This window comes from Alteromonas aquimaris (assembly GCF_026183695.1).
GTDB lineage: Bacteria > Pseudomonadota > Gammaproteobacteria > Enterobacterales > Alteromonadaceae > Alteromonas > Alteromonas aquimaris.
Genome location: NZ_JAPFRD010000002.1, coordinates 90,001 through 115,989, shown reverse-complemented (window position 1 = coordinate 115,989; position 25,989 = coordinate 90,001). Strand labels below are relative to the sequence as shown.

The following is a 25,989-nucleotide window of genomic DNA, read 5'->3' as shown; positions in this document are numbered from 1 at the left end:
CGTTAATCCATATCAATAGAAACGTTAGAAAGCGAGCCCAAGCCAGAACCTTCTTTAGTATCCAATTTAATCATCAAACGTAGATCGTTGGGAGAATCGGCATGGTGCAAGGCCTGATCAAGCTCAATTTTGCCGGCTTTATATAAATCATAAAGTGCCATATCAAAACTCTGCATACCCATTTCGCGCCCTTTTTTCATCGCGTCTTTTAAGCCGCCTATTTCGTTTCGTTGAATAAGATCAGACACTAACGGAGAATTCAACAAAATTTCAATCGCCGCTACCCGCCCCTTACCGTCTTTGGTAGGGACCAGCTGCTGGGCCACGATTGCACGAATATTTAAACTTAAGTCAAAACGTAGCTTATCGTGCATATCTTTAGGCGCTAAATGCATAATGCGCTCAATGGCTTGATTGGCATTGTTGGCGTGCAGCGTGGCCACACACAAATGGCCGGTGTCTGCGAATGACATGGCATATTCCATGGTTTCCATAGAACGGATTTCACCAATTAATATCACGTCAGGGGCCTGACGTAGCGAACTTTTCAGCGCATCATCAAAAGACTGCGTATCGATGCCTACTTCGCGTTGAGTAACCACGCAGTTACGATGCTCATGTACAAATTCGATTGGATCTTCGATGGTTAGAATGTGTCCGTGAGAGTTCTCATTGCGGTGTCCAATCAAGGCGGCAAGGGATGTTGATTTACCGGTGCCGGTGCCGCCGACAAAGAGGATCAACCCTCGCTTTGCCATAATAATATCTTTTAACACGGGAGGCAGGCCAAGCGAATCCGCCTGAGGGATTTGCGTCACAATTCGACGCACAACCATGCCAGCATTATCACGCTGCCAAAAGGCGCTGCAGCGGAATCGCCCCACACCGTCTCTGGCGATAGCGAAATTACATTCCTTGCTGGTATGAAAGGTGTCTTGTTGCTTTTCGTCCATCGCCTCATGCACCAGTGCCAAGGCTTCAGCATCTGATAGGGGTGCATCACTGAATGGCGTCATCTGTCCGTTCACTTTAGCACTAACGGGAAATCCAGCCGTCACGAAAAGGTCTGAGGCTGAAGTTTCGACCATTTTTTCTAAATAGGAATCCAGCATGGTTTCTCCTTCCCGCTAACCCATTTTGGCTTTATCAATAGATTTGGCGGCTGCATCTTGCTGCGTAATTACGCCCATCGCCACAAGTTTTTGCAGACATTGATCCATAGTCTGCATACCGTGTGCCTGTCCAGTCTGAATAACTGAGTACATTTGAGGCACTTTGTCTTCTCGAATCAGGTTACGAATGGCCGGGATCCCGACCATGATTTCATGGGCAGCAACCCGTCCCCCGCCAATTTTTTTAAGCAACGTTTGTGAGATTACGGCGCGTAACGACTCTGAGAGCATTGAGCGCACCATGGCTTTTTCCTCGGCAGGAAACACGTCAATAATACGGTCGATAGTCTTGGGAGCAGAATTGGTATGTAACGTTCCAAACACCAAATGTCCCGTCTCCGCAGCCGACATGGCCAAACGGATGGTTTCGAGGTCACGTAGCTCACCGACCAGAATAACATCGGGATCCTCACGTAGCGCCGAGCGTAAGGCATTGGAAAAACTATGCGTATCGCGATGAACTTCCCGCTGGTTAAGCACACTCATTTTATTTTCGTGTACAAATTCAATAGGGTCTTCGATTGTGAGAATGTGTTCCCGTTTGTAAGAATTGATATGATCAACCATCGCTGCCAAGGTGGTACTTTTACCCGAGCCTGTGGCGCCAGTCACTAACACCAGTCCGGTAGGCTGATTGATAATATCTTTGAAAATAGCCGGAGCACCCAGCTCATCCAGCGTCAGCACGCGGCTGGGTATGGTACGCAGTACGGCTGCTGCACCACGATTTTGGACAAACGCATTTACCCGGAAGCGAGATAAATCCTTAACTTCAAATGAGAAATCGGTTTCTAAGTTCTCTTCGTATTCTTTACGCTGACGATCATTCATGATTTCATAAACCAGCGCATGTACTTGCTTATGATCCAGCTCAGGCACATTTAAGCGGCGCATTTCGCCGTCAACGCGAATGATCGGAGGTAAGCCAGCTGACAGGTGCAAGTCGGAGGCGTTATTTTTTACACTGAAAGCTAAAAGTTCGGTAATATCCAAGGCTATCTCTCCAAAACTTATGGTGACTAATGCAAACAATAGCAGAACGGCTGCAATCCGCCTATGTACGGATAGAACAGGCCACTGATAATGCTCATCGTCCCCGAAATTCGGTTAAATTACTAGCCGTCAGCAAGACCAAACCGGTATCTGATATCAGTCAAGCGTATGAAGCGGGACACCGTTTATTTGGTGAAAACTATGTTCAGGAGGGGGTTGAAAAAATTATTCAATTGCAACAGCTTAGCGACATTGAATGGCATATGATTGGTCCCATTCAATCAAATAAGACAAAGCTGGTCGCCGAACATTTTGACTGGGTACAATCACTCGACCGCGCTAAAATTGCTCGTCGCTTGAACGAACAGCGACCGGCAAACCTGCCGCCACTAAACTGCTGCATTCAAGTCAATATTAATGATGAAGCGTCAAAGTCGGGCATCCCACCCAATCAACTACCAGAACTTGTTGAAATTGTAGAACCTCTCCCCCATCTAACACTGAGAGGGCTGATGGCCATTCCTAAGGCGAACATGGACGCGGTTGAACAAGAAACGACACTATCCATGCTAGAGGAATTATTCGGCGAATATCGTACAAAGCTGAGCAATTTTGATACCCTATCCGTAGGTATGAGCGATGATGTGGAAGCAGCCATTCAACATGGTTCAACTATGGTGCGTATCGGGACAGCGATATTTGGCGCACGCAATTAGCCAGGCCATCGCAGCAACATAAATTAACTAAAAGGGTTTTCATGCAACACAAAAAATTGGCATTTATCGGTGCAGGTAATATGACTCGCAGCATTATCAGTGGTTTAATTCACTCTGGTTATCCTGCCGATCACATTCTGGCAAGCAATCCAAGCATGCCTAAATTAGAGAAACTTGAACACGATTTCGGCATAAAAATCACTCAGTCTAATGATGATGCCTGCCAGTTTGCCGATGCCATTGTATTAGCGGTAAAACCACAAATCATGGGTGATATGTGCGCGGCTCTTCAACAGAATAACAATCTCGAAGGCAAGCTGTTTTTGTCCATCGCAGCCGGTTTAACCGTGGCGCGTCTACAGGAAATGCTGGGCGGAGCTCACCCTGTTGTACGTATCATGCCAAACACCCCAAGTTTACTCGGCAAAGGCATGTCGGGCATGTTCGCTGATAGCAATGTAAGTGAAGCGGATAGACATTATGTGGACGACGTAATGGGCAGCGTAGGCGAAACCATCTGGGTGGATAACGAAGAGGAAATTAATGGGGTTATTGCCGCTGCAGGCAGCAGCCCTGCCTATTTCTTCTTATTTTTACAAGCCATGCAGGAAGAGGCTATGCAATTGGGCTTCGATAAGGACGATGCCCGTCTAATGGTTCAACAGGCAATGTTGGGTGCCGCAGAAATGGTATGTCAGAATCCCGAGCTTGAATTAAGTGAGCTGCGTGCGCAAGTCACCTCTAAAGGTGGCACTACTGCGGCAGCGGTGAATACACTGATAGATCAAGGCTTAGAAAAAATAGTATCCAAGGCAATGCAGGCAGCGGTTGCCCGTGCTGACGAAATGGCTAAACAACTTTAATAATTTTCAGGAAGTTTTTTGAAATGAACGCTTCAGTATTTCTCATCAGTACATTATTTAATCTGTATTTAATGGTGGTCATCTTACGGTTATGGCTGCAGTTAGTACGCGCTGACTTTTATAACCCACTCAGTCAGTTTGTGGTTAAAGCGACGCATCCAATTGTAGGACCATTGCGACGGGTGGTCCCTTCAATCGGGCGCTTTGATACGGCAACATTTGTGTTAGCGTTACTCGTATCTTTTATAAAAGTGGCCACGCTCTCGTTTGTGTTTGGCACCGGCACCATCCATGTGGTTGGTTTTATTGTGTATGCCTTCTTTGATGTGATTAAAGAAGCCTTGTCGCTGATGTTCTGGGTGTTAATTATTCGCGCCATTCTAAGTTGGTTCTCGCAAGGACAGAATCCCATCGAGTATGTACTGCACCAGCTGACCGAGCCGTTTCTGGCCCCTATCAGAAAAGTCATCCCTCCCATAGGCGGATTAGACTTGTCAGTACTGGTGGCTATAATTGCATTGCAATTTTTGCAATTGTTGATTCAAGACACCTTTGGTTTATATTGAGACCTCCATGAAAACCTATTTTCACTATGCCGTTACCCCTCTCACAGTTTGTATTTTAGCGTTAGCGTTGCTGACCCCTGGAGGAAATGCATTCGCAGAACAGAAGCAAATACTGGGCGATTATGAAGTGCATTACATGGTAGTAAACAGCACCTTTTTCACGCCTGAAGTAGCGCGAAACTATGGTTTGGTGCGCAGTCGCTACAACGCCTTGGTCAACGTGGCCGTATTAGATAAAACGAGCAAAAAAGCGCTTGATGTCGCGCTATCCGGCAAAGCTACCAACTTGCTTGGTACCGCAAAGGAATTAAAATTTAAGAAAGTGAAAGAAGGCGACGCCATCTATTATCTTGCTACCTTACCGGTAGATGATGCTGAAATCTATCGTTTCAACATTGATATTCAGATTGGCAACAACCGCAAGCAACTAAAGTTTCAGCAAAAAATTTATCTGGATTAAGAACCAGTTTTAAACGCATACAGGTATCAAGATTGGATATACCTGATTTAAACAGCGACCGGGTTGGATAACGTGCAATAACCCGGTCGTAGTTTCCCCCTTCTAACGCGGTTTTTCTCTTCAGTCCTCTCGGTCTTACCCTTGTCATTTTTTATCTGAGGCATTGAAAGTGAGAATATTCTGTTCAAATAATCCTTCGTATCGGCTAAGGGGCCCCTGCCATGTGACAACGTGTTCCTATATCGCAATTACGCCTACATTTCTCCATTTGAGTACATAGCGTATCCGCGCGCTGCGAGCATATTTATTCATTAAGGTTACTTCGCACAGTCAGACCGGGAAATGCCAATCCTGCAGCAAATATCTGGGGGATGGAGTATCCCCGCTTACCCTGCCAAATACGTATTTTCCCTTTCCCAGGCATGCCTGTAGGCGGGGCGTTGCAATACCCTATCGGCGTAATTGCGAACATGGTCGAAGGTTAAATCCATCCCTTCACTTTTAGCCCAGGCTAGAATGTGTCCTGCAATGATATCGGCTACCGTAAACTCTTCGCCGGCGACGTATTCATTATTTTCCAGAAGACTGCAAAATGCTTTAAGGGCTTTTTCAAACTCGTACTTTGCACTGTCAGCCATTCCCTTAAGACGGTATTGTTCCGGCAAAATAAAAGTATGTTTAGCCTTATTCCATAATGGCTGTTCTAGTTCCGTGATTAAAAAGCACAGCATCTGCGCAAAATGTCCACGGGCGAAAGAAGCGGGTTGTGGAATAAATTTTCCAGCACCATGCTTATCAGCCAAATAGGTGACAATCGCGGCTGACTCGGACAATAACCCCTCAGGGGTTTTTAACAGAGGAACCTTAGCGGTCGGTGAAAGTGCAGCGAAATCATCACTAAGGTGGGCTCCTTTTTTCAAATCAACTAGCTGATACTCATACGGAATATTCATTTCTTCTAACGCCCATGCTACACGCATGGAGCGCGTTTTGGGATAACCGTAAAGCGTATACATATCCTCTCCCTCTGGTTAAGGTACCCATCCTATCGAAAGGTGACACGGTGTCAGGTACGTTTACTGCTCATCACGCAAGAACACCAGCTCAGTCGAACTACTTTGCGCTTCACTATAAGCATAGCCCTGATCGGCAAAAGATTTTAGCTCGTCTACGTCGCTGATCTGATTTTGTAAGACAAAACGCGCCATCATGCCGCGCGCTTTTTTGGCAAAAAAGCTGATGGTTTTATATTGTCCGTTCTTCATGTCTTTGAAGACAGGCGTGATGATCATGCCTTCTACTTTTGCCTTTTTTACCGCTCGAAAATATTCATTCGAGGCAAGATTTATCAGGATGTTGTCACCTTGTGCTTGCAATGCATCATTTAGCTTGTGCGTAATAGTGTCGCCCCAATAGGCATACAAATCCTTGCCAACGGGGTTGGTCAGCTTAGTTCCCATTTCCAGCCTGTATGGCTGCATTAAGTCCAAAGGTTTGAGTAACCCATACAGCCCGGAGAGGATGCGTAGGTGACCTTGTGCATACTCAAGCGTTGGCTTGTCCAGGGAGTAGGCGTCTAAACCGGTGTACACGTCCCCATTAAACGCGAATATTGCCTGGCGCGCATTATTTGCTGTAAAAGGCAAAGTAAATTCGGCAAAACGATTGGCATTTAAGGTCGCCAACTTATCGCTAATGCTCATTAACGAAGCTAACTCTGCGGGTGATAATTGCCGGCTAATTTCCACCAGTTTCTGTGTTTGTTCCATCATCTCAGGCTGGCTGAATTGGGTAACCGGAACATTCGTCTCATAATCTAAATTTTTCGCTGGTGAAACAACAACTAACATCTACTCTCCTGAAAGGGTTTGAATATGTTTATTTTTGAACAAGTCGTATCATTAGGCGTAATCATAACATGGTGCGGCTTAAGGGTATAAAAATAGCGCTATCTCTGCTATAAAGAACAAATGTTTATGCTGACGCAATCCGTCAGACAACCTACCCTGTAATACCTTACTTATTGGTGAAAATACATCAGGATTTCATTTGATTGCTGACGTGAGTCAGCAGGTATCATTTAACATTATCAGAGAGAAAGAATGAGCAATCAGCTAGCATCGTTACGTGAAATAACCACTGTTGTTGCCGACACGGGTGACATTGAAGCCATTAAAAAATATACCCCTGTTGACGCCACCACAAACCCGTCGCTTCTTTTAAAAGCCGCGTCATTACCTCAGTACAGCGGTTTAATTGACGATGCGGTTGCCTGGGCCAAGCTACAGTCCAAAGACAACGATCAGCAACTCACCGATGCCGCCGATAAACTTGCAGTAATGATAGGTAAAGAAATCTCCGCGCTCATTCCAGGGCGCATTTCAACAGAGGTCGATGCACGTTTGTCTTTCGATACCCAAGCTACTATCAGCAAAGCAGAGCGCTTAGTTCAGTTATACAGCGACGAAGGCATTGATACATCACGCATTCTTATTAAAGTCGCGTCCACGTGGGAAGGTATTCGGGCTGCCGAAGTACTTGAACAAAAGGGTATCAATTGTAATCTGACCTTACTGTTCAGTTTTGCCCAGGCACGTGCGTGTGCTGAAGCGGGTGTATTTCTTATTTCGCCATTCGTTGGCCGCATTCTGGATTGGTATAAACAAAATACTGACAAAAAAGAGTATGCACCAAATGAAGATCCAGGTGTCGTATCGGTCTCTAAAATTTACGATTTTTACAAAGCGAACGGCTACAAGACAGTGGTAATGGGCGCGAGTTTTAGAAATATCGGTGAAATTCAAGCCTTGGCAGGTTGCGATCGTTTAACCATTAGCCCGCAATTACTTGAGGAACTAGCCAATCAGCCTGGTGAACTAAAAGCCGTGCTAAATGATAATGGCGCTACAGAGGTACCGGGCGAAAAGCTTTCCGAAAGCGCGTTTCGCTGGGAAATGAATGAAGATGCCATGGCCACAGAAAAGCTTGCCGAAGGTATCCGTAACTTCGCTGCGGATCAGGTTAAGCTGGAAACTATGCTCAAACAGAAGCTTGGAATTTAGTCACGCACACTGGGAAGAAATATGACTGAGTTAACTGCTTTGCCCCAGTGGCAACACCTTCAAGAGCTGGCCTCAACTATCGATCAACAACACATGCGGGATTGGTTTGCCGAGGATGAAGATCGTGCTGCACGCATGCAGGTTGAAAGTTGTGGCTTATATTTAGATTTTTCTAAAAACCGCGTGACCGATGAAGTGATGCAAACCCTGTTTTCACTTGCAGAGGCGCAAGGACTAAGTGACAAACGGCAAAAAATGTTTGCCGGTGAAGCGATTAACACAACAGAAAACAGGGCGGTATTGCATACTGCCCTGCGCAATGTTTCTGATACGCCTGTTCTGGTTGATGGCAAAGACGTTATGCCTGAAGTGAAAGCGACACTACAAAAAATGGAGTCGTTCACTGAGGCGGTGCACAGTGGTGCGCACACCGGTTACACCGGGAAACCCATAAAACATGTAGTGAGTATAGGTATCGGTGGCTCTTTCTTAGGGCCTAAAATTATGACCGAAGCCTTAAAGCCCTTTCGTCATAGCGCGGTCAAGGTACATTTTGTGGCTAACGTAGATGGTTGCCATATTCACGATGTACTCAGTGAGTTAGATCATACTGAAACCCTGATTGTGATGTCATCTAAGTCTTTTACTACGCAAGAGACACTGCAAAACACCCAGTCAGCCAAAGCATGGTTTTTAGCCCAGGGGGGTGCTCAGGAAGATGTAGCCAAACACTTCGTGGCCGTGTCATCCAATGTCACAGCTGCGGTAAGTTTTGGCATTGCAAAAGACAATATTTTCCCAATGTGGGATTGGGTGGGCGGACGCTATTCATTGTGGTCAGCCATCGGATTGCCAATTGCGCTGGCACTTGGCTTTGCTAATTTCAAGCAACTGCTCGAAGGTGCACACGACATGGACCGGCATTTTGCTACCGCCCCGAGTGAACGTAACCTCCCCGTTATCTTAGCGATGTTGGGCGTGTGGTATCGCAATTTTTTTGGTGCCCAATCGCATGTGCTGCTTCCCTATTATCACTATTTACGGGGGCTGCCTGCTTATGTTCAGCAGTTGGATATGGAAAGTAATGGCAAATCGGTTACCCAATCGGGCGAAAATGTTGCCTATCCAACCGGCCCCATCATTTGGGGAAGTGAAGGGACCAACGGTCAGCACAGCTTTCATCAACTTATTCATCAAGGACAGGGTATAATTCCGGCCGATTTTATATTGCCCCTTAATGTGCCAAATCAAGACGACACTCACCACGCTATGTTGGCGTCAAATTGTTTCGGTCAATCGCAAGCATTGATGCAAGGCAAAACCTTTGAAGAATGTTTTGCCGACCTCGCTGATAAAGGCCTTGAAGAGGACGAACGTGAGCGTCTGGCGCGTCACAAAACCATGCCAGGAAATAAGCCCAGTAACACCATATTGTTTGATTCGTTGACCCCCCATACCCTTGGCGCACTGATTGCTATGTATGAACATAAGGTGTTTGTGCAAGGTGTGGTGTGGCAGCTTAACTCGTTCGATCAGTGGGGTGTAGAACTTGGCAAAGTATTGGGTGATCGAGTGCTCGCGGGCATTCATGGAGACCAAGACGATGCAGACTTTGATGCTTCAACACAACAACTGATTGCCCGATTCAAACACGCAAACGCACCAGAATAGGGCAGACGACTAAAATGCCAAATCGGCCAGCTCGACTGGCCGAAACCCGCCTTCACTTATTCACCTTCATTAAACTGTCACTGCATGTTAATAAAAAGTAAATATTTATGTTTTATTTTTTACGTAGCTGTGGTACAAATTTGCGCAGAGGGATATATCTACTCACTCTGACACTTGTGGTAAGTGGTATAAATGAAGGAGACCCATGTGGATAAGTCAGATCTATTTGCATTACTAGATATCGAAACCAGTCCTGCTAAAACAAAAAGCAAAAAAAGGAAGTGGCGAGAAATAGAAGCACTTCAAGATAGATTCAGACTCGAGAAAGAGCTTGCCGAATACGATTGTGAATTCGAATACGAGCTTGAAGCCCTGGAAAGATAAGATTTAAACAAACGGCTATCACCCTGTGATAGCCGTTTGTTTTTTCAGGGAGCTAAAACGTTACAACTGCCATTTTACTGGCTCTTTACCGTGGCTTCTAAGATAAGCGTTCGCTTGGCTGAAATGCTTGCATCCCAAGAAGCCGCGATGAGCTGACAATGGTGACGGGTGCGGTGCGCGCAGTACTAAGTGTCGGACAGGGTCGATACGTTCGCCCTTCTTTTGGGCATAGCTGCCCCACAGCATAAACACCGTATTGCTCGTATGTGTATTGAGCACTTGAATGACTTTGTCGGTGAATTGTTGCCATCCCAGTTTCGCGTGACTATGCGCCATACCCTGCTCTACCGTAAGGACCGTGTTGAGTAACAACACCCCTTGCTGCGCCCATGCTGTCAAATTTCCACTTAAGGGAACTGAGAAATCAGGTATATCCGCTTGTAATTCTTTGAATATATTCCTCAGCGATGGAGGTAATGCTATGCCATCTCGCACCGAAAAGCTTAATCCATGGGCCTGCCCGGGACCGTGATACGGGTCTTGCCCCAGAATAACCACTTTCACCTTTTCTAGCGGGGTAAGTGTCAAGGCATCGAACACCTCGGCAGCGGGAGGGAAAATGGTTTTACCGGCCTGTCGTTCGGCGTCGACAGCCTCGATAATCTGCTTGAAATAAGTTTGTTGTTTTTCCTGTGCTAACGCTTCTTGCCAGTTCATGACGGTTTAAGCAACGCTATCATATGCTGTTTGAGGATCTGATATTCGTTTGGCAAGGTCTCCGCCAGACTGTCTTTACTCGCTACCTCAGAAAGAGCCTGCGGCAAGCTGATTGGCTGACCTAAAACATTTTCTACGGTTTCACGGAATTTTGCCGGATGAGCGGTTGCTAAAAACAGACCTGTTTCATTTTCATCTAAATCATGGCTGAGCGCTCGATAAGCCACCGCGGCGTGGGGTTCACTGGTATAGCCTTGCTGGGCAAGTTGGCGAATCGCAATTTGTGTGTAATCTTCATCGACACTTTCTCCGCGTAAAACGGATTTATCCAGGTAGCCTTGCTCTATTAGCGCTTCAATGCGAGGCCAGTTATTAGGTTGGCTCACATCCATCGCGTTGGACATAGTGGCAACGGTGGGTTTGGGGTCCCATTTCCCCTCTTTTAGATACCGGGGAACCGTATCGTTTGAATTGGTGGCGGCAATAAAACGTTTAACGGGAAGCCCCATAGCCTTTGCTATCATGCCTGCGGTAAGATTACCAAAATTACCACTGGGCACGGCTACCACCAATTCTTCCCGTTGCTGCACAGGAATTTGGCTAAGCGCTTCGAAGTAGTAACATACTTGGGCTAACAAGCGGCTAATGTTGATAGAGTTAGCTGAATTCAAATGCAATCCTTCGCGAATATCGGGATCGTCGAATGCTTGTTTTACTAACGTTTGACAGGCATCAAAATCGCCTTCAATGGCAATAGTATGAATATTATCTCCCAGGGTAGTGAATAATTTTTCCTGTAAAGGGCTGATTTTTCCTTTGGGAAACAAAATGACGACATTAATATTGTCCAGTCCATGAAAAGCGTGGGCCACCGCTGCGCCAGTATCTCCTGACGTTGCGGTTAGAATAGTCACCGGTTCATGGTTGGTTAAGCGGGCCAAGCACTGTGCCATAAAGCGGCCGCCAAAATCCTTGAACGCGAGGGTTGGACCGTGAAACAACTCTAATACTGATATCTTATCGCTAATTTGCACCACCGGAGCGTCAAAGGTAAAGGCTTGCTGAACAATATTGCGGACCTCATCGGCCATCTCATCGCCCAACAAAGTGGAGAGAATGAACGTGCTTCGCTCAACAAAAGGCATTGCCAGCACGTTTTCAATATTTTGCAGAGCTGGAATTTCGGTAGGAAAATACAACCCTTGATTTTTTCCCAGCCCGCGCTTTACTGCTTGGGCAAATGTTACGTTATCTGTTGCGTCTTTTAAATTTGCTAATTTCACTTCACAGCCTCTGAATACTTTTAGTTTGTATGCCACGGTTAACAGTGTGGTTAAAAGCTATAACCCTTTCTTTTTTTATTTTTAACCGTTTATCGTTGCACCCTGTTCATCAATTTTGCAGATTTTAGTAAAGCCGTGGTCAGTTTGGATATACTGCTGCGTAAGCAGTGTTTCAACCTGCTGGGCAATTTCCAAACTTTCACAGACGGCGAAAACCGTAGGTCCAGAACCCGATATACCAAAGGCACTGGCTCCTGCCGCAATACTTTTCAGCCTTACTGCGTCAAATGCAGGGAGTAGCCGCTTTCTGTGGGGCTCAGCGATGACATCATGCATGACTGCGCTGGCCATCTTTGCATCCTGGGCGTGCAGCGCCTGCACAAAAATCGCTAGTTGTCGGCCAAAGGTTAAAGTATCTGATAATGAATATGAAGGAGGCAAAATCTTTCGCGCTTCTGCGGTGGAGACCTTTATACCCGAGTAGCAGATCACCCAATACCAGTCTGATATGACTGGAAGCGTTACCGCGATTTTGTCGTCCAATCCGGTCATCAATGTAATTCCGCCCAGAAAGCTTGGGGCGACATTGTCATAATGGATGCTACCGCTGATTTGCCCTTCCATTTCCCCCATCATCTGAAGTAGCTGATTGTCAGAAAAGGGCGAGTCAAAATAGGCGTTCAGCCCGGTTAGTGCTGCCACTATGGAGCTGGCACTGGAGCCCAACCCGCTACCAATGGGTAAATTCTTTCGCAGCGTGATGCGAACAGGGATATTGGCATTATCGACATTCCCTAATGCATGGGTAAAACGCTGATAACACTGAAAGACTATATTCTCGCGGTGACTAGAGGGTAATTTGTCGGCAAATTTACCGTCCACAGCAAAATCAAATAACTCTGGTCCGCAAGAAGTTTCGATTTCTACTTCATCGCCAGTCTTGCTGCCATCCACTGGGGCTAGTGCCGCACCCAATATATCGAACCCCAAACTAACATTGCCTATTGAGGCGGGCGCGTATGCCGTAACTTTTTTCATTTAACCTCTACAAAAAATTCAATGAACTGACTGCTTCCACGGCATTGTACGTAAAATATCCGCAAATACACCTGCTGCGGTCACGGTTCCACCTGCGCCATACCCGCGTATTACGTAAGGAATGGGTTGATAGTAGTCGCTACTGATGGCCAATGCGTTCTCGCCGTCTTTTACTGCAGCTAAAGGATGGGTGGCAGGTACAGCTTGAATGCTTACCTTACACCTTTTTCCTTCTATACTTCCAATGTATCGCAAAACTTTTTGTTCACTGGTCGCACGAGTAACTCGGTCCGAAAATGCATCGTCTAAATCGCTTAATGATTGCATAAACTCATCAACAGATAGATTTTCACCGAAGCCATGCGGTAACACAGATTCTATTTCGATATCAGAGAGTTCCAATTCGAGATCGGCTTCGCGCGCCATGATCAGTAATTTTCGCGCAACATCCATACCGCTAAGATCATCCCGGGGATCAGGTTCGGTGTATCCATTTTCTTTTGCCAGCCGCGTCGCTTCAGAAAGGGTCATGCCTTCTTCCAGTTTGCCAAACACGTACGACAAGCTACCTGATAATATGCCTTCGAAGCGATGTAAGGTATCGCCGGCACTGAATAATTTTTGCAAATTATCGATTACTGGTAACCCGGCGCCTACTGTTGTTTCATATAAATATTGTCTGCTGGTATTAAGTGCGGTTTCTCTTAGCTGACGATAGTAAGCCAGTGTGTCGGTGTTGGCTTTCTTATTCGGGGTGACCACATGAAAACCCTTTTCCATCATAGCCACATACTGGGAAGCGACCGCCGCATTACTTGTGCAATCTACTATCACCGGATTCACCAAACTATTGTTATTAACGAAATTACGCAAAACCTCAATGCTCAACGTCTCAGTTGCCTGTTTTAGCTTGCCAACCCAATCATTGGTGATATTAATGCCATTACTATCTAACAAGAGCTTTTTACTATTGGCAATGCCATAAACTTTAAGTTTGATATTGCGTTTGGCTAACGCTGGCTGTTGACGGGCAATCTGATCTAATAACTCTTTACCTACATTGCCACAGCCGATGAGAAAAACATCAATGCTATGGCCTTTGGAAAAAAAATTCTGGTGTACCACCCGCACCGCTTTCTTTGCTTTACTTCCTTCAATGACGGTAGAAATTGAACGCTCAGAGGAGCCCTGAGCAATGGCAATATTATTCACACGTGCTTGCGCCAGAGCATTGAAAAAACGCGCCGCCAGCCCTTTGGTCTGTTTCATCCCGTCTCCCACCAGCGTTACGATCGCCAAATCCCGTCGCACTTCGATTGGTTCTAACAACTGGTTTTGTAATTCCAGTACGAATGCATCTTCTAATAAATTTTGCGCTTTAGCGGCATCTTTTGATTGAATACAAAAGCTAATACTGTACTCAGAGCTGGACTGGGTGATAAGACTGATGGAGATATTTGCGTTAGACATCACTTCAAATACTCGGCTTGCCATGCCTACCATGCCTTTTAAGCCTGGCCCCGCCACATTGAACATGGCTACATTATCGAGCTGGGATATACCTTTTACCGATGTCCATACTTCACTGGCTTCATTCGAAATCAAGGTTCCCGGCGCTTCGGGGTTGAGCGTATTGCGAATAAGACAGGGAATATGGTGCTGGGCGATGGGACCTATCGTTTTGGGATGTAACACTTTCGCCCCAAAGTAAGAGAGCTCCATCGCTTCTTGATAAGTGAGTTTATCTAGCAGCACAGCCCCTTCAACCTGATTGGGATCGGCATTATAAACACCGTCTACATCTGTCCAGATTTCACAACATTTTGCGTCAATGCACGCAGCTAATACCGCTGCCGAATAGTCTGAGCCATTCCTGCCCAAGGTCACTTTTTCGCCCTCCTCGTTAGCGGCCACGAATCCAGGCATGACCAACAGTTTGCTACCATCTATTGGAATATGCGAGAAACGGGCTTTACTTAACGCGACGTCGGCGATGCTATCTAAATAATCTCCTTCTGCCAGAATTAACTCTTTGGGATCAAGCAACTGATTGCCAACGTTTGAAGCGTCAAGCATGGCAGTGAAAAGCGTAACGCTGATATATTCACCAATTGAAAGGATACTGGCTGCAACGGGATCCGGTATACATTTTAACAGCTTAATGCCTTCCAACTGCTGGGAAAGCTGGGTTAGCTGGGTGGCGATGAATTGATCTACTTTCTCGTAATCAAATGCTTCCAGCGTTTCGCTGAGTTCTTTCGCGATCCCATTTACCGTCTCATTTAGCAGGGTCAATAGTTCGTGAAAATCTTCCCCTTTAGCAGCTTGCTCACACAAAGATGCCAGCGCGTTCGTGACCCCTTTTGGAGCGGATAATACCACCGCTGCACCATCGGTTTGATGAGTTGCCATACTGATAGACATGACGCGTAAATATTTCTGCGCATCGGCTAAAGACGAGCCACCAAACTTTAACACTTTCATTTGTTACTCCTTTCCCATGAATCTATGGCAACTAAAAAAAAACCCGCTCCTCTTGGGGCGGGTTTTCGGTTAATTTTGAATACATGCACTAACCAGCCACCGCCCTAAATAAGGTGGTAATCATCATGCCGGTGGTGCGAATTATTGTTTTCATAGGGTCAATTTGCCGTATAGACGTCTATATGTCAACTAAGAAGGTGATCATTTTTTACTTGGTATGAGCTCACTATCATCTTTTCATACGGAAACTAATCCATTCCCTCCGGTTAGAGGGAGTGGTAAACGGAGTATCAACGATACGATTTATTGATTTGTGTAGGTCAATGTGACTCCATTGAATGAACTATGGCTTCTCAATCCGACAACCCATTTTCCAGTCGCCGGTGCATTGATTATGCACTCCTCAACATTACCACCATTAACCGAGCGGCAATCGTAATTGCTTAACGTTGGCGCTTTGTTAAAACGCACATAAAGATCAGCATCGCCGCTTCCCCCTTCAGTACGAAAAATAATTTTTTGCGTATTGGCGGGGATTGTCCAAGTTTTCCAAATCCAACCGCGTTTGTTTAAAGACAGATTTTCCACCAGTTCTGTCACACCAGAGGTCGGCTCATCAGGTTCCGGTTCCGGTTCCGGTTCTGATGAATTATTCGCAGCACAACTCTGATAGGCCAGATAGTCATACGCCCGCTTTGTTTTTACAATGCCATAACCGTAGTAGTTATCCCGGCCAGTGCTACCTTTATCTGCCGCAGTCACCGTCAGCGCCTGACGAATTTCTGCGTTGGAACACTGTGGATAAAAACTCCACAACAAGGCAGCAGCACCTGAAACATGTGGTGTTGCCATTGATGTGCCACTCATTGTCGCATATCGGTCAACCGGATAGGTGGAGAGCACTGACGTGCCAGGCGCGGCCAGCTCTACCTTATTATTGTATTGTGAGTAACTGGCGCGGTTCCCGTCCGCTTTCACTGCAGCTACAGAGATAACCGCATCATAAGAAGCGGGATAGGATTTTGCACTTGTGCCTGCATTACCTGCCGCAGCGACCAACAACATCCCGTCGTTGTTAAAGGACTGCATAGCATCACGCTCTGCAGCCGAAGAATAGCTGCCCCCAAGACTCATGTTAACGACGTTGGCACCTGCCTGTTTACACTGCTCTACCGCGTCGATAAGGTCAGATGCGTAGGTCCAGGCCCCTTGGTCATTAAAGATTTTGACAACATGCAAAGATACCCCAGGATAGACTCCCACCACACCGATGTTATTATCAAGCGCACTTATGGTACCCGCAACGTGGGTTCCATGACCGTGCCCATCGTTATACCAGTTCCCCACCTGTGTATTGTTGCTATTACCGGTTAATCCACTGTTTGTATCAGGGAGATCGCTATGACCGCGATTAATTCCTGTATCAATGACACAGACTTTACCGGCAGACGTATCGCTTTGTACTAATCGGTCTGCTTCCACCATCTTATAGCCGTATGGCGTTGATTGTGCCATTAGCTCGCGTTTGTGGTCGATAGAAATGCGTTTGATATCACCTTGTTTTAGTAACGCTTTCATTGCTTTCTGAGTAAGCTTGGCCACTACAATATTATGTTTGTGAATCACTTTTAGCGCTTTGCCTTTAACCTCAGCTACTGCTGACCTGGCTGCTGCTTCGTTAAATTTTTTCGTTTTACGCGAGGAGCCTGTTGGAAGAAGTGTTTCCTCGGTATTATCTAAGAATTCGATGATATAACGTTGCTCTGCTTCTGCAGCTAATACACCATTTAACGAATCCTGCAAAAGCACGCTAAGATCCGAATGATTATCTGCCGGATTGTTTGACGCATGGGCTGCCGTTGTTATTGACGCACTAAGCAGACTAACGGAGAGTAAAGTAATTGATTGAAATTTATTGAACATATTTATCCCATTACTGATATTACCACTGCATCAATTTTCAATTATCAAATATCAATTATTGAGGCAAAAAAAGGGGATGAGTTTAAAACTGCATAAACCCTACGATGATGTGCTTCCTGCAAAATACATGAGCGGTTGCTCGGTGACGGATATTCATTATATCGCCAAATGAGTCTGTTTCTGGATGGTTAAGGGCAGGTTTTACCATTAAGTTATTTTAATCTTTCCACAATTTCACTAACTCTAATTCGCTTGTATCTCTGTAATTCGTTTGGCTCAAGGCTAAGAACTATGGGTTATTCAAACCTTACCATGCCTCACCAGATGATCTATCTGGTCCTTTTCTAAGAACACAAACATAATGATTGGGCAGGAGATAAGTGATGACGGCAAAAATCGTATTAATTACCGGCGCATCTAGCGGTATTGGCGCAGCAACAGCGAAAAAGCTTGTCGCTGCTGGCCATAAAGTAGCGCTTACTGCACGCAGCAAAGATAAATTACACCAATTACAGAAGCAGTTAGGCAGCGAAAATTGTCGTGTATATCCTGCTGATGCGACAGACGCCAATGCGATCGAAAAAGTTATCAATGAAGCAGCAACAGAATTCGGGCAGCTGGATTGTGTATTTGCGAACGCCGGCAAGGGTGTTTCTTCCCCGGGAACCGAAAAAGGTGATATTGACGAATGGCGGTCTATGTTAGATATCAACATTAATGCGTTACTGTATACTGCCAAATACAGCCTCCCCTACCTGAGAAAAACGAAAGGTCATTTCATTTTAACCAGTTCGGCGGCAGGAAGAGCCACCATTAAAGGGTCGATATATGGCGCCAGTAAATGGTTCGCGTATGGTTTTGGGCGAAATCTCGCTGAAGAGATGAAAGAATGGGGTGGGCGCTGCACCACAATATGTCCTGGTATGGTTAACACGCCGTTTTTTGATGAGCCCAAGGAAGATAAGTTACAACCTGAGGATGTGGCCGATGCCGTTACTTATGCAGTGGAAGCTCCGCATCGCAATAGCGTGAGAGAAATTTATCTCATGCCAACCAATTAAAGCCACACTACCACGTTAAGCTAGTACAATCCAAAACGATGAAGGGTAGTGTGTAGCTCACCTGATTTAATAGGTTTGGGGATAAAATCTAACGCGCCGAGCCGCATCACACGTTCGCGCATTTGTGGTTGGATATCGCCTGATACGACGACGACGAAAACATCTAACGCCCGACGACGTATCTCTTCGAGTACCCCAACTCCGTCCAGTACTGGCATGGTGAGATCCAGTAATAAAACTTCTATAGCATGCTTGTCTATCACAGAGATCGCTTCTACGCCGTTACTTGCCTGGTGAATTTCAGCCGCGAAGCCTTCTGGTAAACTCCGTTTAGCCAGCTTCCTTGCTAGTGATGAATCATCGCAAATTAATACTTTAAAACTCACATTACTTCCTGTTTACCCTACCGAGCAGATAAAATGATTCATTTATCTTGCATATATTATTGTTTTTATAAAAATAGTAAATTACCTCAATCGAGCATGATTGCAACGATTTTCTACAGTGGCAGCGCCTTCATCCTGTGATAGGCTAAAAACTAAGGATCAGGGAATTATTCATGTCTACAGCGGTATCTACTAAACAAGTTGCCTATCAGATTATTCATCACTTTGACAAAAATTATCGTTGGTTTTCACGTATAACTCGAGGTGCACAGGAACGTTTCGAAAAGGGACTGTGGAAACAATCTCTCGATGCCTCGAAAGAGCGGATAACTCTTTATGATTTAAGTGTTTCTGATGCGGTTGCCGAAATATACCATCAGGTTACCGTGCACCAAAAGAACGACCATTTCTGGCACGAGATGAAGATGAGGTTTAGCCGTTTGTTAGCGGGACACCCTCAATTTGAACTGGCAGAAACCTTTTATAATTCGGTGATTGGACGTATTTTTCGGCACCAAAAGATTGATGACAGGTTTATGTATATTTATCCAAGCCAATGTTTTCTGGCAGGTAAAGACCGGCATCATGTGGTGAACAGCTTTGATACGACCACCACGGTGGCGAAAATGTATGACACCATCTTCACCGTTTATCGTTTCAACATTCCCTTTGAAGATCTCCCCCGTGACAAACTGCAGCTGGAGAAAGCATTAAGAAAACGGTTAGATCGAAAACAGTTAGCCAGGGTGCATACCGTAGAATTACTCAAGCCCGTCTTTTACCGTGGTAAAGCGGCTTATCTGATAGGTCGAATCTGTATGCCTGATGAAACCCTCCCTTTTGTTTTAGCATTGCAGACGAATGAGAAGCAGCAGCTCTTTGTGGATGCCTTATTGACCGATCGCAAAGATTTAAGTGTAATTTTTGGTTTCGCCCGTAGTTATTTTATGGCTGACACACAGAATCCGGCAGAGGTCGTGGCCTTTTTACATGAATTACTGCCAAACAAAAAATCTTTTGAACTGTATATGGCGTTAGGCCATTTTAAGCATGGAAAAACTGACTTTTACCGCAACTTTCTTGACCATCTCTCTCATTCAAATGATGAGTTTGAGGCCGCCCCGGGTATACGTGGGCTGGTAATGATGGTATTTCATCTGCCCTCTTATGGCGTCGTATTTAAAATCATAAAAGATGAATTCCCTGAAAGTAAGAAAATTACACGAGATCACGTCAAAGACTGTTATCGGCTGGTTAAAATGTCGGACCGGGTGGGAAGGATGGCCGATACCCACGAATATATGAATTTTCGTATTCCGCTCTCACGGGTCTCACCAGCGTTATTTGAGGAGCTACGGCAAACGTGTTCTTCCAGCATTCTGGTTACTGAAGACGAACTGGTTATTCGCCATTTATATATCGAACGCAAAATGACACCGTTGAATATTTATCTGGATGAGGAAACGGCACCGGAAAAGATTGAGCATGCATTAAATGAGTTAGGTCTATGTATTAAACAAATAGCAAAGGCAAACATCTTTCCTGGTGATATGTTGCACAAAAATTTTGGCATTACGCGTCATGGTCGCGTCATATTTTATGATTATGATGAAATTTGTTTAATGAGCGAGCGGAATTTTCGAGAGTTACCCAAATCGGATGATCCGTTCGCAATGGACACCTTATCAGTAGCACCAAATGATGTATTCCCTGAACAATTTGAGCATTTTATAGTGGGCAAGATGCACTTGAAAAGGCTGTTAAAAAAGTTACATGGCGACTTGATGTCCCCTGCTTACTGGAAACAGATCCAGGCCGTTACGGCCAGAGGCGACGTGCAAAATTTCACCCCGTATAACGAAGCCATGCGTTTTCCTCGAGAAGGTAGTGACACCTCGGTCTAACCCTTATACAACATTGGCTTATCATGACCTATAAAGTGATAGCTGCTGCCCCTTCTAAAAAACTTAATGGAATAACATAGCTGGGAGTCTGTGGGACAACTCATATACTTGGCAAGAACGGGTGACTTCGCTTACCGCCAAGGCTCATTTCCTTGCTCCCATCTTCGTATGAAATGCACCTCGATAGGCATTGTTTTGGTAACCGTTCCAGTGTGAGACGAAAAGCGTCCTGCGGTACGATGATAAATACCCTCGCCAGCGTGAAATAATCAAAACAATGTTTTAAGCAATGGCGGTCTGATCTTCTAGTCAGGAGCCGCGCACATACATTATCAGCTAGTATGTCATCCACCTGCATTGCCGATTGGAAAATCTATTATCAGGCCTCACCCGACGTTGCTGGAAAGATAACCACTGTGGCGGAATGATCCACACCAGAAAAAAATTAAACCTTTTTAATAGTTAAGTGATCGGGTGGGGGGCATTAGGCAGTAATAAAGGAAGCAACAGCTGAAGCTTTTTTTCCCAAAGGACTATCGTTTAATGAAAACGCTGCTCATTGAAGACGACCAAACCGTCGCTGAACATATCCAGCATGGATTCGAAGAAGCCGGTCACCGCTGCGAAGTTAGACATTCCGGTGACGCAGGCTTACATGAAGCTCAGGTTAACGATTATGACCTGATTATTCTTGATGTGATGTTACCCGTTATAGACGGCATGGACATTCTTAATATTATCCGGGGTCAAGGTAACAATACCCCTGTTCTGGTACTCAGTGCCAAAAACCAGGTTGAGGACAGAGTACAAGGCTTACGGGCGGGTGCCAGTGATTACCTTACCAAACCTTTTGCGTTTGAAGAGTTACTGGCGCGAGCGGAAGGATTGGCCGGCCGTAATGACCAACATGACTCGACCACGTTACAGGTGGGGGACTTAACCCTTGATCTTGTTCACCGGCGGGTTACCAGAGGTGATCAGGAAATTGAGTTACAGGCAAAGGAGTTTCAACTTCTTGAATGTCTGCTTCGCAATCGCGGGCACGTGGTCACGCGCAGCATGTTATTAGAACATGTGTGGAATTATCATTTTGATCCGCAAACCAATGTAATTGACGTGCATATTAGTCGATTACGCCAGAAGGTAGACAAGGCGTTTAACGTTCCTCTGATTGAAACAGTTCGTGGAACTGGCTACAGGATATCGGACGCGATTACGTGAGTGCGATCAGTGCCTTCACCCGAAGTTCCAGCTTCAGGATAGGCGCAATTATGACTGCCCTTTCCATAGCGGCAGTCATCTTCATACTGTATTTTTGGACGCTTGCCAACGACGAGGTCTTCTTAAAGGAGGCCTATTCTGCGTTGGAAAATGAACAGTTTACCTTCGGCTCAATTTATCGATTTGGCGGACAAGATGCCCTTGATGAAGCCGTGGCGATCAAAGTGAGTGTAATGAAGAATCGCTCTCTAATTGGTTTATTCGATGGCGATTATAATCCTCTGGCGGGTAACATAGCGAAATGGCCTGAGGTAAAAGAACAACGCGATATTTTTCAGGTATCAGAAAGGTTGAATCAGTTAGTAACCGACGAATACAGCGAAAACTATAACCCCCGTTCTAAACAGTTTTTAGTTTCAATCCGACAATTTAGTGATGACCGCATTTTATTTCTTGCCAGAGATGTTCAACACATTTACTCAGCGCAGTGGATGGGAAGTTATTTCAGCTGGGTATTTGTCGGTTGCTTATTAATTATTGTGGTATTAAGTTACTTTGTAGCCTGGTACGTAGTCAATCGCATAAACAGAATGGCGTTGACCGCGGATAATATTATAAAAACAGGTAACTTGAAGCGACGTCTGTATGTGGATAGCCACTGGGACGACTTGAGCCGTCTCGCCATCGTATTTAACCGCATGTTAGCGAAAATCGAAGAGTCGGTCACCAATATCAAATCAGTTACCGACAATATCGCCCACGATCTGCGTACTCCTCTGTCCCGCTTGCGAACCACTCTGGAGAAAATTCCTGAAGCGGAACTACGCAAAAAAAGCCTCCGTGAAACCGATATTTTACTCTCTATGTTCAACGGTCTTTTACGTATTGGCGACATAGAAACCCAGCGCCAGCGTAGAGCATTTCAACGCATTTATTTAGACGTGATAGTGGATGATGTTGTTTCGTTATATCAACCTGTGGCCGACCAGAAAAAAATGACGATTGAGATGGATATATCGCCAGTCAGTATTATTGGCGATAGGGATCTCATTTTCCAAGCTATCGCCAATATCATCGATAATTGCATTAAATATGCAGGTACTGAGTCCACTATCACTATTATAGTGAAAGAGTACACCCACTGTGTGGCCATTAGTATAAACGATTCCGGGCCAGGGGTAGCCAGCGCTCAATTCACCCACTTGGAGAGACGTTTCTATCGGGCGGAAGAAAGCAGAACATCAGCAGGGAACGGTTTAGGCTTATCACTGGTGCGTGCGGTGGCAAAATTGCATGACGGCGATTTATGGTTTGTTGATAACCCAAACATGCAGCGCTCCGGGCTTGGTGTCACCATTACCCTACCGAGGCCAAACTCAAATAAATTTTAGTCTACCTGCTGCATAAATATGGTCACTTCCGCCATCACCAGACCAAACTTTTTAATATAGGAACGATTCATTATTGTTTGTTCATCCATGGCGAAAAACCAGTCATCAAATGCTACCTTGTAGATGTCATCTCCAACAGGCAGGTCCATCTTATACTCGAAGTTGAACGCGTTGCCGAATGACGTTCCCCTTGCAGGGGCCGTTATATCGTTGGCCCGGCCAATATATTCGCCATTCTGGCCACGTTCAATTCTCCACGTGCGAGTAGTGGGTCCTTCGCCTAACTGGTAGGAGAAAGTTTCATGCAGGACTAACTCGTTTTGTTTAACACTGCCCTTGATATCTACGATAAACCGCTGAATTACATTGCCTGAACGATCTTGGACAATGCCCCATCCTTTAATCTGTGAATCAAAAAACCTAAACAGATCCAGCTGGGGTGTCATCGTTACATAATGCTCCCCTTCGATAGACGTGCTGCATCCGCCTATGAAAATTGTTAGAACAAGCAACAAATAGCGTAGTTTATTAACCATTAGCATTTCCTAGTAACCGTTGTCTCAATTTGGGCTCTGACGTTTTTTCATCCAGCCATATGGCAAAAAAACACTGAGTAAAGTCAGGTTCGTTTATCACCCCAATCTCGCGCCCATTATAGAAGAATCGCGCGTTTCCCTGACTGTCGCGAACTCCCGTGAGCACGTCACCTTCGCTCACTGCAGGGAAAATATCAGACATCATTTTTTCCCAACGAGATAAGTGGGTAGAGGCGCACAGGGCTTGCTGTTTGATTTCCTTGATTGAACGTTGTGCGATTTCCACTCCCGCTATATCTCTATGGTAAGACAAGGATAATGCGAAAGGCTTGTCACTCCGAAAACGCCCCTCCACGGAATAAAGAGATGCGTCATAAATATCCCAGAACAAATAACGCATTCTGCCCTCACCCACTAATTTAGCCTGTGGAACGTAAGTAAGTGCCTTTTCTAATCTTTGTCGTGTTTCAGTGGCAGCAAGAGACGTGATGCATAACATCAGGGTAATAAAACACAAATTAACTATTTTCATTGCGGGCCCCCTATATGAGAATATTCAATGGCTCATTGCATGCCTTACAATAGGATAGGTATATATGCTTAACCGCGCAGCTGGATTTACGATCCTGAACGTCAATTATACTGAGTGAATAAATGCTTGATATTACCCTACCGTCCCCTTGCGAGCGGTTTACGCCAGATTGGAAATACGCAGACGATGTGGATATATACGTTAAACGGGACGATTTGATTCATCCCGTAATTTCCGGCAATAAATGGCGAAAGCTTAAGTACGCCTTGAGCGAACTTCCTGATGGGATGAGTCGTACTGTCAGTTTCGGCGGTGGCTACTCAAATCATTTACACGCTCTGGGTTATGCTTGCCAACAGCTTGCTATTCCTTTCACAGCTATAGTCAGAGGTGACTATTCTGCCTCACCCACTCCCATGCTTATGGATTTATTGGCATGGAACTGTGAGCTTGTTTACGTTAACAAATTGGAATACCGACAACGTGAAACCCCAGCGTACCTTAAACAAATCCGCATGCGTTATCCTAATGCAGTAATCATTCCGGAGGGCGGCAAGCAACCAAGTGCACTAAAAGGCGTAGGTGAAATAATCGATGAGCTTACTTTCCAACCCGACTACATACTTTTACCGGTAGGTTCAGGTGCTACCCTTGCCGGGCTCATCCCTAAGCTAAATGCCGCTCAACATGCTATCGGCATCGCTGTGCTGAAAGGCGAAAACTATTTGGAAACAGAAGTTGAATCTCTCTTGACTAAACCGCATACAAACTGGCGTATTGAGCATAAATTCCACCAAGGTGGTTACGCCAAACATTCACCGGAATTAGTACAATTCTGCCAAGCCTTGTTCCAAAATCATGGTATTGCAACTGAACCTGTTTACACCGGCAAGTTGTTTTATGCTGCTAAAACGTTGATAGAGAACTGTTATTTTCAAAAAGGAGCAAAAATTTTACTCATCCATACTGGGGGCTTACAGGGAGCAAGAAAAATTAAGACTGATGAGACAAATTAATAACTAACCACTTTACATTTTTTTGTGATCTGTATTTTGACATAGGTCGTTCAAACTTTAGCAATATAACGTATCCGACATGTGAACCAGGCTTTGTTTGATAATCGCTCCACCGTTTCAATAGGTGCATCTATTGCCTGCCGCTCCCTTCAGTCAGATCCATTTTAAGGAGGGCCGCAATCTTGATCCATTGTCCTGACGACTTACCCAGGCCTTTGCAAATTCTAGTGGGTCGCAGTCTACGCTTGTGCGAGATGATATTACCGCATACAAAAGTGCTCTATCCGTTTGCCGCAGTTTATGAAGCGGGGCGCGTAGGTTGTTTGTTTTCTGATGAAAGTGTCCAGGTCGAAAGCGAACGGCAATTGATTGAACAATTACAATGGCGAATAATCGACACCACCACACATACTGATAGCTATAGCGTATTAGTATACGCCGTCACCGTGCAAACGCAGACCAACAAAAAAATTGATGCTATAGCGATTAATGCATCTCCCCCTGATGATGAAGAAACGATGCTGTTATACCCCTTTTTCAGAATCGGCCACAGAATCGTTTTGTCTCCCCCCATTCATGGGTGAGTTAGCTTATTCTTAAGCACATTTTC

25 protein-coding genes are annotated in these 25,989 nt (G+C 45.3%); 13 read left to right on the top strand and 12 right to left on the bottom strand.

The features are described from left to right. Positions 1–2 precede the first annotated feature (2 nt). Complete coding sequence (locus OPS25_RS00685; RefSeq protein ID WP_265615718.1) at positions 3–1,112, bottom strand: PilT/PilU family type 4a pilus ATPase; 1,110 nt, start codon at positions 1,110–1,112, stop codon at positions 3–5. Positions 1,113–1,127: 15 nt separating this feature from the next. Then, positions 1,128–2,165 (bottom strand): type IV pilus twitching motility protein PilT, encoded by a 1,038-nt coding sequence (locus OPS25_RS00680; RefSeq protein ID WP_265615717.1) that lies wholly within the window; start codon positions 2,163–2,165, stop codon positions 1,128–1,130. A gap of 29 nt (positions 2,166–2,194) precedes the next feature. Between OPS25_RS00680 and OPS25_RS00675 the strand changes: the two genes are divergently transcribed. Genes OPS25_RS00675 through OPS25_RS00660 form a run of 4 tightly spaced genes read left to right on the top strand, consistent with a single transcriptional unit; the run spans position 2,195 to position 4,770 of the window. Beyond that, positions 2,195–2,881, top strand: coding sequence for a YggS family pyridoxal phosphate-dependent enzyme (locus tag OPS25_RS00675; protein ID WP_265615716.1), 687 nt, complete (start codon positions 2,195–2,197; stop codon positions 2,879–2,881). Positions 2,882–2,922: 41 nt separating this feature from the next. After that, complete coding sequence (gene proC / locus OPS25_RS00670; RefSeq protein ID WP_265615715.1) at positions 2,923–3,744, top strand: pyrroline-5-carboxylate reductase; 822 nt, start codon at positions 2,923–2,925, stop codon at positions 3,742–3,744. Positions 3,745–3,767: 23 nt separating this feature from the next. Then, a complete protein-coding gene (locus tag OPS25_RS00665; RefSeq protein WP_265615714.1) occupies positions 3,768–4,310 on the top strand; it encodes a YggT family protein in 543 nt (180 codons plus the stop codon). Between the two features lie 7 nt (positions 4,311–4,317). Further along, entirely contained in the window at positions 4,318–4,770 is a 453-nt protein-coding gene (locus tag OPS25_RS00660) for a DUF4426 domain-containing protein (RefSeq protein ID WP_265615713.1), read from the top strand. A gap of 386 nt (positions 4,771–5,156) precedes the next feature. Here the strand turns inward: OPS25_RS00660 and OPS25_RS00655 are convergent, their stop codons facing one another. Next, positions 5,157–5,786: a glutathione S-transferase family protein gene (locus OPS25_RS00655; RefSeq protein WP_265615712.1), complete on the bottom strand. Its 630-nt coding sequence runs from the start codon at positions 5,784–5,786 to the stop codon at positions 5,157–5,159. A gap of 60 nt (positions 5,787–5,846) precedes the next feature. Next, positions 5,847–6,620, bottom strand: a complete 774-nt coding sequence (gene yaaA, locus OPS25_RS00650; protein ID WP_265615711.1) for a peroxide stress protein YaaA — start codon at positions 6,618–6,620, stop codon at positions 5,847–5,849. A gap of 252 nt (positions 6,621–6,872) precedes the next feature. Here yaaA and tal point away from each other — a divergent pair, with 252 nt between their 5' ends. From tal to OPS25_RS00635, 3 genes are all read left to right on the top strand, one after another. Beyond that, positions 6,873–7,832 carry a transaldolase gene (tal, locus tag OPS25_RS00645; RefSeq protein ID WP_265615710.1) on the top strand — a complete coding sequence of 320 codons (960 nt, stop codon included), beginning with the start codon at positions 6,873–6,875 and terminating at the stop codon, positions 7,830–7,832. 21 nt (positions 7,833–7,853) lie between these two features. After that, positions 7,854–9,503 (top strand): glucose-6-phosphate isomerase, encoded by a 1,650-nt coding sequence (gene pgi / locus OPS25_RS00640; RefSeq protein ID WP_265615709.1) that lies wholly within the window; start codon positions 7,854–7,856, stop codon positions 9,501–9,503. 207 nt (positions 9,504–9,710) lie between these two features. Beyond that, entirely contained in the window at positions 9,711–9,887 is a 177-nt protein-coding gene (locus tag OPS25_RS00635) for a DUF3545 family protein (protein WP_169209826.1), read from the top strand. Between the two features lie 60 nt (positions 9,888–9,947). Here OPS25_RS00635 and ung read toward each other — a convergent pair whose 3' ends face one another. The 5 genes from ung to OPS25_RS00610 form a co-directional block, all read right to left on the bottom strand. Continuing rightward, the gene (gene ung, locus OPS25_RS00630; RefSeq protein ID WP_265615708.1) at positions 9,948–10,604 is read right to left on the bottom strand and encodes a uracil-DNA glycosylase; all 657 of its coding nucleotides are present in this window, start codon (positions 10,602–10,604) and stop codon (positions 9,948–9,950) included. Beyond that, complete coding sequence (thrC, locus tag OPS25_RS00625) at positions 10,601–11,887, bottom strand: threonine synthase (protein ID WP_265615707.1); 1,287 nt, start codon at positions 11,885–11,887, stop codon at positions 10,601–10,603. The genes ung and thrC overlap by 4 nt, the downstream gene beginning before the upstream one ends. An 81-nt stretch (positions 11,888–11,968) precedes the next feature. Next, positions 11,969–12,925, bottom strand: a complete 957-nt coding sequence (gene thrB / locus OPS25_RS00620) for a homoserine kinase (protein ID WP_265615706.1) — start codon at positions 12,923–12,925, stop codon at positions 11,969–11,971. Positions 12,926–12,943: 18 nt separating this feature from the next. Then, entirely contained in the window at positions 12,944–15,409 is a 2,466-nt protein-coding gene (gene thrA / locus OPS25_RS00615) for a bifunctional aspartate kinase/homoserine dehydrogenase I (protein WP_265615705.1), read from the bottom strand. A gap of 303 nt (positions 15,410–15,712) precedes the next feature. Next, positions 15,713–17,332, bottom strand: a complete 1,620-nt coding sequence (locus OPS25_RS00610; RefSeq protein ID WP_265615704.1) for a S8 family serine peptidase — start codon at positions 17,330–17,332, stop codon at positions 15,713–15,715. A gap of 380 nt (positions 17,333–17,712) precedes the next feature. Here OPS25_RS00610 and OPS25_RS00605 point away from each other — a divergent pair, with 380 nt between their 5' ends. Then, positions 17,713–18,393 carry an SDR family oxidoreductase gene (locus OPS25_RS00605; RefSeq protein WP_265615703.1) on the top strand — a complete coding sequence of 227 codons (681 nt, stop codon included), beginning with the start codon at positions 17,713–17,715 and terminating at the stop codon, positions 18,391–18,393. Positions 18,394–18,413: 20 nt separating this feature from the next. On the opposite strand, the gene OPS25_RS00600 is transcribed toward OPS25_RS00605, so the two are convergent. Continuing rightward, positions 18,414–18,779: a response regulator gene (locus OPS25_RS00600; RefSeq protein WP_265615702.1), complete on the bottom strand. Its 366-nt coding sequence runs from the start codon at positions 18,777–18,779 to the stop codon at positions 18,414–18,416. Between the two features lie 173 nt (positions 18,780–18,952). Here OPS25_RS00600 and aceK point away from each other — a divergent pair, with 173 nt between their 5' ends. The 3 genes from aceK to OPS25_RS00585 all read left to right on the top strand — a co-directional run bounded on the left by aceK (position 18,953) and on the right by OPS25_RS00585 (position 23,295). Further along, complete coding sequence (aceK, locus tag OPS25_RS00595) at positions 18,953–20,683, top strand: bifunctional isocitrate dehydrogenase kinase/phosphatase (protein WP_265615701.1); 1,731 nt, start codon at positions 18,953–18,955, stop codon at positions 20,681–20,683. Positions 20,684–21,226: 543 nt separating this feature from the next. Then, positions 21,227–21,904: a response regulator transcription factor gene (locus tag OPS25_RS00590; RefSeq protein ID WP_265615700.1), complete on the top strand. Its 678-nt coding sequence runs from the start codon at positions 21,227–21,229 to the stop codon at positions 21,902–21,904. Between the two features lie 50 nt (positions 21,905–21,954). Further along, positions 21,955–23,295: a sensor histidine kinase gene (locus OPS25_RS00585; RefSeq protein WP_265615699.1), complete on the top strand. Its 1,341-nt coding sequence runs from the start codon at positions 21,955–21,957 to the stop codon at positions 23,293–23,295. Here OPS25_RS00585 and OPS25_RS00580 read toward each other — a convergent pair. Both OPS25_RS00580 and OPS25_RS00575 read right to left on the bottom strand, forming a co-directional pair. Beyond that, positions 23,292–23,837, bottom strand: coding sequence for a DUF3833 domain-containing protein (locus tag OPS25_RS00580; RefSeq protein WP_407080203.1), 546 nt, complete (start codon positions 23,835–23,837; stop codon positions 23,292–23,294). The two genes, OPS25_RS00585 and OPS25_RS00580, sit on opposite strands and share 4 nt — an antisense overlap. After that, positions 23,824–24,363: a chalcone isomerase family protein gene (locus OPS25_RS00575; protein WP_265615697.1), complete on the bottom strand. Its 540-nt coding sequence runs from the start codon at positions 24,361–24,363 to the stop codon at positions 23,824–23,826. The genes OPS25_RS00580 and OPS25_RS00575 overlap by 14 nt, the downstream gene beginning before the upstream one ends. A 122-nt stretch (positions 24,364–24,485) precedes the next feature. Between OPS25_RS00575 and OPS25_RS00570 the strand changes: the two genes are divergently transcribed. Continuing rightward, complete coding sequence (locus OPS25_RS00570) at positions 24,486–25,379, top strand: 1-aminocyclopropane-1-carboxylate deaminase/D-cysteine desulfhydrase (protein ID WP_265615696.1); 894 nt, start codon at positions 24,486–24,488, stop codon at positions 25,377–25,379. 182 nt (positions 25,380–25,561) lie between these two features. Further along, on the top strand, positions 25,562–25,963 hold the full coding sequence (locus OPS25_RS00565) for a hypothetical protein (RefSeq protein ID WP_265615695.1): 402 nt from the start codon (positions 25,562–25,564) through the stop codon (positions 25,961–25,963). The last annotated feature ends 26 nt before the right edge of the window (positions 25,964–25,989 follow it).

Coding starts and splice junctions, on each gene's coding strand:
- OPS25_RS00685 (WP_265615718.1), bottom strand. CDS start 1,112: ATGCTGGATTCCTATTTAGAAAAAATGGTCGAAACTTCAGCCTCAGAC.
- OPS25_RS00675 (WP_265615716.1), top strand. CDS start 2,195: ATGCAAACAATAGCAGAACGGCTGCAATCCGCCTATGTACGGATAGAA.
- proC (WP_265615715.1), top strand. CDS start 2,923: ATGCAACACAAAAAATTGGCATTTATCGGTGCAGGTAATATGACTCGC.
- OPS25_RS00665 (WP_265615714.1), top strand. CDS start 3,768: ATGAACGCTTCAGTATTTCTCATCAGTACATTATTTAATCTGTATTTA.
- OPS25_RS00660 (WP_265615713.1), top strand. CDS start 4,318: ATGAAAACCTATTTTCACTATGCCGTTACCCCTCTCACAGTTTGTATT.
- OPS25_RS00655 (WP_265615712.1), bottom strand. CDS start 5,786: ATGTATACGCTTTACGGTTATCCCAAAACGCGCTCCATGCGTGTAGCA.
- yaaA (WP_265615711.1), bottom strand. CDS start 6,620: ATGTTAGTTGTTGTTTCACCAGCGAAAAATTTAGATTATGAGACGAAT.
- tal (WP_265615710.1), top strand. CDS start 6,873: ATGAGCAATCAGCTAGCATCGTTACGTGAAATAACCACTGTTGTTGCC.
- pgi (WP_265615709.1), top strand. CDS start 7,854: ATGACTGAGTTAACTGCTTTGCCCCAGTGGCAACACCTTCAAGAGCTG.
- ung (WP_265615708.1), bottom strand. CDS start 10,604: ATGAACTGGCAAGAAGCGTTAGCACAGGAAAAACAACAAACTTATTTC.
- thrB (WP_265615706.1), bottom strand. CDS start 12,925: ATGAAAAAAGTTACGGCATACGCGCCCGCCTCAATAGGCAATGTTAGT.
- thrA (WP_265615705.1), bottom strand. CDS start 15,409: ATGAAAGTGTTAAAGTTTGGTGGCTCGTCTTTAGCCGATGCGCAGAAA.
- OPS25_RS00610 (WP_265615704.1), bottom strand. CDS start 17,332: ATGTTCAATAAATTTCAATCAATTACTTTACTCTCCGTTAGTCTGCTT.
- aceK (WP_265615701.1), top strand. CDS start 18,953: ATGTCTACAGCGGTATCTACTAAACAAGTTGCCTATCAGATTATTCAT.
- OPS25_RS00590 (WP_265615700.1), top strand. CDS start 21,227: ATGAAAACGCTGCTCATTGAAGACGACCAAACCGTCGCTGAACATATC.
- OPS25_RS00585 (WP_265615699.1), top strand. CDS start 21,955: ATGACTGCCCTTTCCATAGCGGCAGTCATCTTCATACTGTATTTTTGG.
- OPS25_RS00580 (WP_407080203.1), bottom strand. CDS start 23,837: ATGCTAATGGTTAATAAACTACGCTATTTGTTGCTTGTTCTAACAATT.
- OPS25_RS00575 (WP_265615697.1), bottom strand. CDS start 24,363: ATGAAAATAGTTAATTTGTGTTTTATTACCCTGATGTTATGCATCACG.
- OPS25_RS00570 (WP_265615696.1), top strand. CDS start 24,486: ATGCTTGATATTACCCTACCGTCCCCTTGCGAGCGGTTTACGCCAGAT.